This window comes from Thalassolituus sp. UBA6592 (genome assembly GCF_002433655.1).
Taxonomy (GTDB): domain Bacteria; phylum Pseudomonadota; class Gammaproteobacteria; order Pseudomonadales; family Oceanobacteraceae; genus Venatoribacter.
In genome coordinates, this window is the sequence record NZ_DJIO01000002.1 from 1 (window position 1) to 10,467 (window position 10,467).

The 10,467-nt window shown below is 52.8% G+C and carries 13 protein-coding genes; 9 read left to right on the forward strand and 4 right to left on the reverse strand.

Features of this window, described 5'->3' with window-relative positions; all coding sequences use genetic code 11:
• Positions 1-66 precede the first annotated feature (66 nt).
• Entirely contained in the window at positions 67-1,677 is a 1,611-nt protein-coding gene (locus tag B2Z72_RS00050) for a methyl-accepting chemotaxis protein (RefSeq protein WP_297003938.1), read from the reverse strand.
• 92 nt (positions 1,678-1,769) lie between these two features.
• Here B2Z72_RS00050 and B2Z72_RS00055 point away from each other — a divergent pair, with 92 nt between their 5' ends.
• Positions 1,770-2,081, forward strand: coding sequence for a YqfO family protein (locus B2Z72_RS00055; protein ID WP_296982794.1), 312 nt, complete (start codon positions 1,770-1,772; stop codon positions 2,079-2,081).
• A gap of 41 nt (positions 2,082-2,122) precedes the next feature.
• On the opposite strand, the gene B2Z72_RS00060 is transcribed toward B2Z72_RS00055, so the two are convergent.
• Complete coding sequence (locus B2Z72_RS00060; RefSeq protein ID WP_296982795.1) at positions 2,123-2,668, reverse strand: NUDIX hydrolase; 546 nt, start codon at positions 2,666-2,668, stop codon at positions 2,123-2,125.
• Positions 2,669-2,704: 36 nt separating this feature from the next.
• A complete protein-coding gene (locus B2Z72_RS00065; RefSeq protein ID WP_296982796.1) occupies positions 2,705-3,034 on the reverse strand; it encodes a DUF3135 domain-containing protein in 330 nt (109 codons plus the stop codon).
• 271 nt (positions 3,035-3,305) lie between these two features.
• On the opposite strand from B2Z72_RS00065, the gene B2Z72_RS00070 reads away from it, so the two are divergent.
• The 4 genes from B2Z72_RS00070 to purT are packed head-to-tail and all read left to right on the forward strand — an operon-like array spanning position 3,306 to position 5,886.
• On the forward strand, positions 3,306-3,929 hold the full coding sequence (locus tag B2Z72_RS00070; RefSeq protein WP_296982797.1) for a CoA pyrophosphatase: 624 nt from the start codon (positions 3,306-3,308) through the stop codon (positions 3,927-3,929).
• 17 nt (positions 3,930-3,946) lie between these two features.
• Positions 3,947-4,471, forward strand: coding sequence for a gamma carbonic anhydrase family protein (locus B2Z72_RS00075; protein WP_296982798.1), 525 nt, complete (start codon positions 3,947-3,949; stop codon positions 4,469-4,471).
• A complete protein-coding gene (locus tag B2Z72_RS00080; RefSeq protein WP_296982799.1) occupies positions 4,471-4,674 on the forward strand; it encodes a DUF1289 domain-containing protein in 204 nt (67 codons plus the stop codon). The genes B2Z72_RS00075 and B2Z72_RS00080 overlap by 1 nt, the downstream gene beginning before the upstream one ends.
• Positions 4,675-4,689: 15 nt before the next feature.
• Complete coding sequence (purT, locus tag B2Z72_RS00085; protein WP_297003940.1) at positions 4,690-5,886, forward strand: formate-dependent phosphoribosylglycinamide formyltransferase; 1,197 nt, start codon at positions 4,690-4,692, stop codon at positions 5,884-5,886.
• Here purT and B2Z72_RS00090 read toward each other — a convergent pair.
• Positions 5,849-7,429 (reverse strand): GGDEF domain-containing protein, encoded by a 1,581-nt coding sequence (locus B2Z72_RS00090; protein WP_297003943.1) that lies wholly within the window; start codon positions 7,427-7,429, stop codon positions 5,849-5,851. The two genes, purT and B2Z72_RS00090, sit on opposite strands and share 38 nt — an antisense overlap.
• Positions 7,430-7,591: 162 nt before the next feature.
• On the opposite strand from B2Z72_RS00090, the gene B2Z72_RS00095 reads away from it, so the two are divergent.
• From B2Z72_RS00095 to B2Z72_RS00110, 4 genes are all read left to right on the forward strand, one after another.
• Complete coding sequence (locus B2Z72_RS00095) at positions 7,592-8,026, forward strand: MerR family transcriptional regulator (protein ID WP_296984989.1); 435 nt, start codon at positions 7,592-7,594, stop codon at positions 8,024-8,026.
• Positions 8,019-9,464 carry a permease gene (locus B2Z72_RS00100; protein ID WP_296984988.1) on the forward strand — a complete coding sequence of 482 codons (1,446 nt, stop codon included), beginning with the start codon at positions 8,019-8,021 and terminating at the stop codon, positions 9,462-9,464. Before B2Z72_RS00095 ends, B2Z72_RS00100 begins: the two co-directional genes overlap by 8 nt.
• 80 nt (positions 9,465-9,544) lie before the next feature.
• Entirely contained in the window at positions 9,545-9,955 is a 411-nt protein-coding gene (locus B2Z72_RS00105; protein ID WP_296984986.1) for a GFA family protein, read from the forward strand.
• Between the two features lie 7 nt (positions 9,956-9,962).
• Positions 9,963-10,364, forward strand: coding sequence for a GFA family protein (locus tag B2Z72_RS00110; protein WP_296984985.1), 402 nt, complete (start codon positions 9,963-9,965; stop codon positions 10,362-10,364).
• Positions 10,365-10,467: the final 103 nt, after the last annotated feature.

Here is a 10,467-nt window from a genome sequence, read left to right on the forward strand (position 1 = left end):
TTTAAACTGTGGGACAGCAGTGCGTCAGTGCGCACTTTTTATTTCAGGGTGCCTGCAGGATATAAATCAGAGCTTGAATTTACGCACCATGGTATTGAGATGATTGGCCATGCCCACCAGATTGCGTGAAATACCGGCGGTTTTTTCTGCACAGGATTCTGTGTTCAGAGAGTGGCTGGCAATGGATTCAATGCCACGGGAAACGTCCTGACCCAGAGACACCTGTGCCTGCATACGTTGCAGGGTTTCACGGTTCAGTTCGCTCATGCGGTCCACGTGCTGCGTCATCTGATGCAGAGCTTCGGCAGCTTCCCGTACCCGTTCTGAGCCTTCTTCGGCAATGTTCTGGGCGTTTTCCATCGAGCTTACGGCATTGCGCGCCTGCGACTGCAGCGCTTCCACCATGGCTTCAATTTCCTGAGTCGATTCATGCGTACGCTGTGACAGTGAACGCACTTCATCGGCAACCACTGCGAAGCCCCGTCCTGATTCACCGGCACGGGCTGCTTCAATGGCGGCGTTTAACGCCAACAGGTTGGTTTGCTCGGCGATGCCTTTAATTACCTCCAGAACACCGCCCACATTGTTGCTTTGTTCGTCGAGGCTGGTGATAACACCTGTGGTGGTTTTGATGGCGTCGTTCATTTTACGGATGTTGTCAGCGGCTTCGTCGGTTTTGTTTACGCCGTTGTGCGCCACAACTTTCGCTTCGGAAGAGGCATCACTGCTTTGTTCGGCATTGCCCATCACCAGACTGATGCTTTCATGCAGTGCTTCAATGGCCTGGCGGATATCATTGGTTTCCTGTTTCTGTGACTGTGCCGCGCGCAGTGATTCGGCCGATGACTGATCAATATTCTGCGCTGCCAGTTCGAGCTCAGAGGAGGTCTGCACCACGCGTTTCAGTGAGTCCGACAGCTTCTCAATCATATGGTTAAGAGCCCGGCCGGTGCTGCCGATTTCATCGGTACTGGTGACTTCGACGGTATGAGTGAGATCCGAATCTTCGTCCATGGTCGTCAGTGTCTGGTGCATGCGTTTAACCGGTGTGATAACGACTTTGCGCAGCAGCAGAGACAGCACCACCAGAGCAGCGATAAACATACTCGCCTGAATAATCCCCATACGCAGCATATTGCTGAAGATATGCCCGTCCAGCTCTTCCAGCGAATAACTGATACGGATGGCGCCGAGCACTTCGCCGTCCTGAGCCTGATGGCAGCCCAGGCAGTTGGTACCACGGTAATTCTCATGGGCGTAGACAGGGGTCACCAGCGTCATGATATGGCCATTGGCATCATCTGTGGTGACCAGGGTTTCTTCACCCTGCAGAGCGCGACGTTCGAGGTCATCCTGAGCGTATTCGTGATCAAGACCTTTGCCGTAGAACTGGTCGATTTTGGGCGCACGGATCATGCGCGCTTCAACGATATTGCTGTCTGATAACAGCTTGGTGCGGACCATTTCACGGTTGCCAATGGCACCGGATATCATCAGCATGTTCATGGTATCGAGATAACCTGAAGCTTTGTCTTTGAGCTGAGAGTGCGCCATCTCTGCGCTCATCTGACGTTCAGACGAAACCGCAACACTGACTACGATAATCAGCACCAGCAGAAAGATACTGCCCAGCGCGAGGTAGACTTTGTGTTGAATGGAGAGGTTACTGAGCTTCATGCATGACCCTTTATTGCAGCTTGTTATCTTACTGAAGTTACTTAAGCCTAGAACAATGGTGGGACTTTGCTTTCCAGGGAGTTGATATAAGTATGTATAAGATCGTTTTTTTTGTGCCAGAAGCACAATTGGAAGAGGTGAAAGAGGCGGTGTTTGCCACCGGCGCCGGACGCATCGGTGATTATGAACATTGCTGCTGGCAGGTTGCCGGGCAAGGCCAGTTCCGGCCTATGGAAGGTGCGGACCCGTTTGTCGGTGCCGTTGGCGAGCTGGAAAAAGTGGCAGAATACCGGGTGGAGCTGGTGTGTGAGGATGAGCTGGTCAGGGCCGCGGTCGCGGCGCTGAAGAAGGCACACCCCTATGAAGAACCGGCCTATGATGTGGTGCAGCTGGCTGATCTGTGAAGATTGGCCAGCCAGACGTTTAAGCGCTGCTCAGCTAACACTTACTCTGGCTTTTTGTACGGCGTGCGGATATCAAACACATAGGTTGGCTGTGTCGGAGAGTCGTCTTTCAGCCACAGGTTCAGCGTTTTATTGACCGTAGGGAAGGCCATTTCATCCCATGGGATGTCTTCGGGGCTGAACAGCTGAACGTCCAGGCTTTCTTCACCAGCGCCAAACTCCGGCGTGCTCATCTCTGCCAGGAAGAAAATGTGCACCTGATCAATGTGCGGTACCGTGATAACGCTGAACAATGAGCGGATGTCTACGCAGGCCTGGGCTTCTTCCAGGGTTTCACGCAGAGCTGCTTCTTCTGTGCTTTCGCCATTTTCCATAAATCCGGCGGGCAGGGTCCACAGCCCACGGCGTGGTTCGATGGCGCGGCGGCAGAGCAGAACTTTGCCCTGATACACAGGAATGGTTCCGGCAACAATGCGTGGATTCTGATAAAAAATGGTCTGGCAGGCAGGGCAGACATGGCGTTCGCGGTTATCACCGTCGGGGATGGTGATAACCAGCTCGGAGGCGCATTGGCTGCAGTATTTCATGGCAGGGCCTTACTGAAGATCAATGCGCTCAGTATCTCAGGAGTTGGCTATCAAAGGGAAGCTGAGAATTGACGCTGACGGCTGCTGACGCCCGGCAGGCAGTTCACCGGTCGGGGTATTCAGGGCTTCCATTAATGAATGCAGACGCTCATTCATCATGGCTGAAATACGGATGCAGGCAGACATCGGATTGCTGGCCAGCTGACGTTCGGCATCGATACGGAATTGCAGGCCGCGCAGACGACGCTGAATGTCATCCGGTGCACTGGCGATGGTGTCTTCAATCAGAGTCTGGCGTAATGATTCCAGTTTGTCTGGATTTGTCTCAGCCAGCTTTCGTAATTCTTCGAAAGAAGGTAACTGCATTGTCAGCCCCCAAAAGTAAAAGTTTGCTTTTTGTGGGATCTAGTCTACCCAAAAAACATGACCGTCAAAACTTCCACGGTCAGCAATGTCAGGTTCTGCAACTCACTGAATAATAAGAAAAAATCTGTATCGCAAAGTCGGCAAAAAATCGAAAACTGGTTTAAAAACAAGCTGTTAAGTAAACGTTTTGACGCGGCGGATAACAAAATTTTGTCGGTTATCTCAGCGTTGGTTACGTTTTATAACAAAATAATATAAACATGCAGGGACCATGTCGTCAGGTAATAGGCTGGCCCACATCCTGACCCGGCAGTACAATGAAACCATGAATCTGCCATTAACTGACTATCTTACCGCGCGCCTGCAGCAGCACAGCCCCCGTCGTATCCGCCAGCCGCAACTCGCCGAAGCCGGTGTGCTGGTCGCGCTGACAGATGAAGAGAACCCTCAGCTGTTGCTTACCCTGCGCTCGTCCAATCTGTCATCGCACAAGGGGGAAGTGGCCTTTCCTGGTGGTAAGCGTGATCCGGAAGACGTTGATATTATCGCCACCGCACTGCGTGAGGCGGAAGAAGAGGTTGCTCTTGCTGCCCGTGATGTTCAGGTGCTGGGGGAACTGGATCAGGTGGTGTCCCGCTTTGGTTATCTGATCACGCCGGTGCTGGCCGTTGTGCCGCCTGGTCTGGATTATCAGCCGAATCCTGATGAACTCGATGCCATCTTTATGGCACCTCTGGATCTTTTCCGTCAGCCGCCATCCGGCTACTTTGAACGGGACAATATCTCCGTGCCCAGCTACGACTATGAAAATTTTCATATCTGGGGTCTGACCGCCATGGTCATCGCGGAAATGATGAACAATCTCTGGGACGGCAATATCGCTTTGCGTATGTGAGCGACAGCGGAGTTTTTATGTTTTATCGACTGGGCGACCTTTGCCCGCAAAAAGGAGAGGGCGTTTTCGTTGCAGAAAACGCCACCGTCATCGGCAACGTTGAGCTGCAGGACAACACCAGTATTTGGTTTGGTGTGGTGATCCGCGGTGATAACCACCGTATCACCATAGGTGAGCAGACAAATGTGCAGGACAACTCGGTATTGCACACCGACGCCGGAATTCCCCTGACCTTAGGCAAAGGCGTAACCGTCGGGCACCAGGCCATGCTGCATGGCTGCGAGGTGGGCGATTATTCGCTGATCGGCATTCAGGCTGTCGTTCTCAATGGTGCAAAAATCGGTAAACACTGCATTATCGGAGCAAATGCGCTGGTACCAGAGGGCATGGAAATTCCCGATGGCTCGCTGGTGGTCGGATCGCCGGCAGTGATTAAGCGCACCTTGAGCGATCAGCAAAAGAAAATGCTGGAAGCCAGCGCCGCTCACTATGTGCATAATGGCCGCCGTTATCTCGAATCCCTGCAGGAGGTTGAACTCTGATGAGTGGTGTTAAATCACCCTGCGTCTGCGTGTGTGCGCTGGACGACGATAATATCTGTATGGGCTGTCAGCGTACGGGCGAAGAAATTTCGCGCTGGGGCAGCTACAGTGACGACGAAAAACGCGAAGTTATGAAGAAGGTCGCCGTGCGGGAACAGGCTGCCATGAACTTTATGCCGGTTACCGGCACCCCTGAATCTTAAATACCGGATTTTTTTATGACCACATTGGGAACACCATTTTCCCCGGTGGCTACACGCGTCATGCTTTGCGGCGCGGGTGAGCTGGGTAAAGAAGTTGTTATCGAACTGCAGCGTCTGGGCTGTGAAGTCATCGCGGTGGATCGCTACGCCAATGCGCCGGCTATGCAGGTCGCAGACCGCAGCCATGTGATCAGTATGCTCGACGGCGATGCGCTGCGGGCCGTGATTGAACAGGAACAACCGCATCTGGTGGTACCGGAAATCGAAGCCATTGCTACCGATACACTGGCGGCGCTGGAAAAAGAAGGCGTGAACATCATTCCGACGGCCCGTGCTACACAGCTGACCATGAACCGCGAAGGCATCCGTCGTCTGGCGGCAGAAACGCTGGGTGTTCCAACCTCGACCTATCGTTTTGCTGATAGCCGTGAAGCTTTTGATGCTGCGGTGGAAGAAATCGGCCTGCCGTGTCTGGTTAAGCCGATCATGAGTTCATCCGGTAAAGGTCAGAGCTTTGTGCGTGAATCCTCTGAGCTGGATGCCGCCTGGCAGTATGCCCAGGAAGGTGGTCGTGCCGGTAAGGGTAAAGTGATCGTCGAAGGGTTCGTAGACTTTGATTTTGAAATTACTCTGCTGACCATTCGCCATAAGAACGTTGACGGTGAGATTGTCACCAGCTTCTGTGATCCGATCGGCCACCGTCAGGAAAATGGTGACTATCAGGAATCCTGGCAGCCACAGGCCATGACCGACGCCGCTTTGGCTGCAGCGCAGGATATCGCGCGCAAAGTGACCGGCGATCTCGGTGGTCTGGGTCTGTTTGGTGTCGAGCTGTTTGTCAAAGGTGACGATGTGATCTTCAGCGAAGTATCACCGCGCCCCCATGACACCGGTCTGGTCACTCTGATTTCTCAGGATCTGTCTGAGTTTGCCCTGCATGCACGGGCGATTCTCGGTCTGCCGATTCCGAACATTGTGCAGCATGGTCCATCAGCATCTTCTGTACTGCTGGTAGCCGGTGAGTCTTCATCCATGCAGTTCGGTAATCTGGAGCTGGCGCTGGCTGAGGTGAATACCCAGCTGCGTCTGTTCGGTAAGCCTGAAGTGTCCGGCAAGCGTCGTCTCGGCGTAGCACTGGCCCGCGATGAGTCGGAAGAGGCTGCCCGGGCAAAAGCTAACCGGGCAATTGCTGCAATACAGGTGACTCTGTAAGCGGCACGTCGCGGCTCAGGATCTGCAACATATTGCAATTTCTGCCCGCAGCTTTGGCTTCATAGAGAGCAGCGTCCGCTGCTCTCAGCCAGACCTTCATTTCATACTCTTCCAGCCATGGGCCGGAATCCCGTATCCAGGCAATCCCGTAACTGACGGTCAGCTCTTTTGATGCCGGAGAGTAGTCATGGCGTATATGCAGGCTGTGAATGGCCTCGTCCATGCGCTGGCGTATGCGGTTTAACGCGGTGGCGTCTTCAGCTTCCATAATCAGCGCAAATTCTTCACCGCCAAAGCGTGCGGCAATCTCATCGGTACGGCGGGTGCAGCCAGCCAGGGCCTTGGCCACCTGCTGCAGAGCGCTGTCACCGGCCTGATGGCCATAGTGATCATTAAAGTTTTTGAAATAGTCGATATCCACCAGAATCAGGGCGATGGATTGTGGATGACGCTGAATACGCCGCCAGGATTTATCCAGTGCTTCGTCGAAGGCGCGGCGGTTACTGATATCCGTGAGGCGGTCGGTGTTGGAAATCCGCTCCAGTTTTATCTGCTGACGTTTGCTGGTCATCACCAGCTGATTAAAGGCTTTTTTCAGTTCGACCAGCTCTTTGACGTGTGGACTTTTACTGAAGATCAGCGGGCGCACCTGGCCGGAGCTGTTGTTCTGGTTAAGAAATTTCAGCGCGTACTCAATCGGATCAATGATGACCTTCAGCAGCATAATAAAAATGATCGCCGGGATAATGCTGATCAGCAGAAAAGCCAGCAGCACCGGGGTGTTTATCAGGCTGGGGCCGGCACCGTTACCATGCTGAATGGTGACGCAAAGGGAAGCTGCCCCGGCATTGTTTGTTATGCAGCCGCTGCGGGCTGCCTGAACATCCTTGATAGGCATCCTCAGATTGCTGAATGCTGCGGCATAAGGCGGCTCTGTCAGTGTGATCTGCAGGCGGGAGACATCAGCCAGAATCCGGATAAATTCCGCATCGATACGGCGTATCAGAATCATCCAGCCGTGAATATCGGTACTTTCATCGCTCAGGCGAATAGCGCTGGATGAAACCAGATGAGGTAATTGGTTAATCAGTTCGATGGAACTGATCTGGTTATCAGGCATAAAGTTAACGGAATCACTGGTGAGCCAGTCCGCCAGATAGTCGGGTTCCGGTATCAGTGCCTCAGCAGCGAAGCCTGCATAATATAAGGGCTTGCCAAAGCGATCGAGAATGGCTGCAGCGGCCAGACTCTGGGTATCAAAGGTCTCTGGCTCGAAGTTGTCGGACAGATATTCAGGATCGGAAGTATCGGTGAAATCGACACTTTGATTCCAGATGGCGTAATCATCAGAAAGAGAGGAAAGTTGCTGGTCCCTGAGCTCCAGTGCAACCAGAAAACTGTGTACTTCGTTCTGCTGAATATAGAGCGCCTGTTCCACTTCCTGCGGATAAAACCAGAAGGCTCTGAGCATCAGCATGGCGATGAACAGCAGGGCCGTATAGCCCAGTGCAACCAGGATGTAGAGCTGCCGGATAGAAAACATTGAACGCCCGCATGATTGGATGACATAACCAGTTTAAGAATAGATGAAAATAAGCAGTGCAGCGGGCGGATACTGATATTGTGCGCGGATCCACGATATTATTTGACCTGTGAGTCACTCGCAGGTTTATTCTGCTGGCAAATGAAGCAGTGAGGAGACTTTATGAAGGTTCATGAACTCGCCAGTGCTGAACAGATCAGTGCCAATACCATTCGCCATTACGTTCGCATTGGTCTGCTGACACCGCCCAAAGGTGACAATGGTTACCATCGTTTTGGCCGTCGTGAACAACAGCGCCTGAGGTTTATCCGTCAGGCGCGGGATCTTGGCTTCACGCTGGATGATATTCAGATCATGCTGCGGGAATCCGAAAAAGGGCAATCGCCTTGCCCCACGGTGCGTCAGCTGATCGAGCCCAGATTAAAAGACGCGCGGGAGCGTTTGCAGGCTATGCAGGCGCTGGTTGAACGAATGGAAAGTGCTGTGGCGAGCTGGCAACAGCAGCCGGATTGTCAGCCATGCGGTGAACATATCTGCCATCTGATTGAAGGTCATGCAGGGGACGACCACTCTGCGGAGGAACATCATTATGAATAAACAGGATACTGGCTGCTGCGGATCTGCGCCGCTGAAAAATGCTGGGGCGGAAAGCATCGGTGCGGAAAACGTTGGTTCGGAAAACGTTGCTGCGGACAGCGGTTGCTGTCAGTCAGGCGGCGCTTACAGCGGAAGTGAAAGCTGTTGTGCAGGCGACGTAAAAGCAGCATCGCCGGAACCAAAAGAAGCTGTAAAAGAAAGCTGCTGTGCTTCCTCTGTTGCAGAAAAAAGCAGCTGCTGTTCCTCCAGTAAGGCAGAGACAAAAACAGCTGCGGCCGATAGCTGCTGTGGCACTGAGGTCAATGCTGCTGACAGCTGCTGCTCAACCAGTGCTAAGGCGACTGTATCGTCCTGTTGCGGTGGCGGTGAAGAAGACAGTGGTGGCGGTTGCTGCGGGCCATCCGATGGTAAAAAACGCATCGACTGGATTATGTGGATCTGTCTGCCGCTGGTGGCAGTTGGTTACGCACTGTCGCTGATTATGGGGCATGGGGCAGCAGATGAACTCGCCACTGAGCCATCCTGGCTGAGTGTTATGGCACACACCTCCTATGAAATGGTAAATGCCATGTGGTGGGGGATTTTAACGGCCGCATTTTTCGTTGGAATTCTCGGTCGTATTCCGCGTGAGCTGGTGATGTCTGTGCTGGGACGCGGTGGTACTAAACGGGGGATTTTCCGTGCCACGCTGGCGGGACTGATGCTCGATCTGTGTAATCACGGCATTCTTATGGTGGGAATGAAGCTTTACGAGCGTGGCGCCAGTATCGGTCAGGTGATGGCGTTTCTGATTGCCAGTCCGTGGAATTCACTGACACTGACATTAATTCTGATTGGCTTGATCGGCCTGAAATGGACCCTGCTGTTTATTGTTTTTTCGATGCTGATCGCCTGGGTCAGTGGCTGGATTTTCGATCGTCTGGTCGCCAACGGCACCTTACCAGCTAACCCATATCAGGAAAGCTACACCGAAGTCGCCATGTGGCCGACATTAAAACAAACCTGGGGTGATCACGACTGGTCGCCGGCAGCGTTGGCAAAAATGTTCTGGCAGGGGTTAAAAGAATCGAAAATGGTGCTGCGCTGGGTGGTGTTTGGCGTGGTGCTGGTAGCTTTGATCCGAGCATTTGTGCCGGCGGAAGAATTTGGTGTCTGGTTTGGTGCCAGCTTCGGCGGACTGGTGATGACGTTAATCGCCACGACCATTATTGAAGTCTGTTCCGAAGGTTCCAGCCCGATTGCTGCGGATCTGTTTAACCGCGCCGGAGCACCAGGTAATGCCTTTACCTTTTTAATGGCCGGTGCAGCAACGGACTATACCGAGATCATGGCATTGAAAGAGACCACGGCAAGCTGGAAAATTTCACTTTTCCTGCCGCTGATTACCGTGCCTCAGGTACTGTTTATTGGCTGGATTATGAATCTGTACGGCGCCTGATGATGTTGGGTTTAAAGATTAGCAGGGCCTCTATATTAACAGGGCCTCGATATTAATCGCCTTTAAAAAGGAGAAACAGTATGAACTATCCGGTAGAAGGCAGCTGCCAGTGCGGCAGCGTTAAGCTGCGTTTATTGGCGGCACCTCAAATGGTTGTTGCCTGTCATTGCCGCGAATGTCAGAAGCTGTCGACCAGCGCTTTCAGTCTGACGGCCATGGTGAAAGCGTCTGATCTTGAAATTGAAGGCGAATTAAAAGACTGGCAACGTATGGCGGAGAGCGGCAATGTCGCGGCAGCAAAATTCTGCCCACAGTGCGGTAACCGCATTTACCATTACAACCCGGCCCAGCCTGAGATGCTGAAACTGAAACCTTCTTATTTTTCTGATATCAGCTTTATTCAGCCGACCGCTCATGCCTGGGTCAGCGAAAAGCAGGACTGGTTTGCCTTGCCGGAAGGCGTGAAAACCTTTGATAAGCAACCGGGCTGATTTGCTGATGATACTCACCGGAGGCTGTCAGTGTGGTGCCGTGCGTTATCGCATTGACGGTGAGCTGATTGATGCCAGCTACTGCCATTGCAGTATGTGCCGCAAAGTCAGTGGCTCGCCGGTGACGGCGTGGGCCACATTTCCGGCAAAGGCGTTCAGCTACGCACAGGGGACAGCTGCAAATTTTTATTCCAGTGATAAAGCGCAGCGTGAGTATTGTGCTGACTGTGGTGCACAAGTGGTATTTCGTTTCAGTGATACACCGGATCAGCTGGATGTGACCATCGCCACGCTGGATGATATTGCGGCAGTTGAACCACAGTTTCATATCTGGGTAAGCAGCAAAGTGCCGTGGCTGGTGATCGGTGACGATCTGCCGCAATATCCTGAAAGTGAAGCCGCAGAGTAAGCTGGCTGAATAAGCCTTCATATATCAGACGGGGCAGGTTGTTTTCCTGGTCTTTGGATATAAAAAAAACGGCATCTGCCCACTGCTGTCCCACAAATTTCTA

Bases quoted from the DNA above. Each gene is read 5' to 3' on its own strand.
- B2Z72_RS00100 (WP_296984988.1), top strand. From the start codon at position 8,019: ATGAATAAACAGGATACTGGCTGCTGCGGATCTGCGCCGCTGAAAAAT.
- B2Z72_RS00095 (WP_296984989.1), top strand. From the start codon at position 7,592: ATGAAGGTTCATGAACTCGCCAGTGCTGAACAGATCAGTGCCAATACC.
- B2Z72_RS00080 (WP_296982799.1), top strand. From the start codon at position 4,471: ATGAGTGGTGTTAAATCACCCTGCGTCTGCGTGTGTGCGCTGGACGAC.
- B2Z72_RS00090 (WP_297003943.1), bottom strand. From the start codon at position 7,429: ATGTTTTCTATCCGGCAGCTCTACATCCTGGTTGCACTGGGCTATACG.
- B2Z72_RS00105 (WP_296984986.1), top strand. From the start codon at position 9,545: ATGAACTATCCGGTAGAAGGCAGCTGCCAGTGCGGCAGCGTTAAGCTG.
- B2Z72_RS00110 (WP_296984985.1), top strand. From the start codon at position 9,963: ATGATACTCACCGGAGGCTGTCAGTGTGGTGCCGTGCGTTATCGCATT.
- B2Z72_RS00050 (WP_297003938.1), bottom strand. From the start codon at position 1,677: ATGAAGCTCAGTAACCTCTCCATTCAACACAAAGTCTACCTCGCGCTG.
- B2Z72_RS00060 (WP_296982795.1), bottom strand. From the start codon at position 2,668: ATGAAATACTGCAGCCAATGCGCCTCCGAGCTGGTTATCACCATCCCC.
- B2Z72_RS00075 (WP_296982798.1), top strand. From the start codon at position 3,947: ATGTTTTATCGACTGGGCGACCTTTGCCCGCAAAAAGGAGAGGGCGTT.
- B2Z72_RS00055 (WP_296982794.1), top strand. From the start codon at position 1,770: ATGTATAAGATCGTTTTTTTTGTGCCAGAAGCACAATTGGAAGAGGTG.
- B2Z72_RS00070 (WP_296982797.1), top strand. From the start codon at position 3,306: ATGTCGTCAGGTAATAGGCTGGCCCACATCCTGACCCGGCAGTACAAT.
- B2Z72_RS00065 (WP_296982796.1), bottom strand. From the start codon at position 3,034: ATGCAGTTACCTTCTTTCGAAGAATTACGAAAGCTGGCTGAGACAAAT.
- purT (WP_297003940.1), top strand. From the start codon at position 4,690: ATGACCACATTGGGAACACCATTTTCCCCGGTGGCTACACGCGTCATG.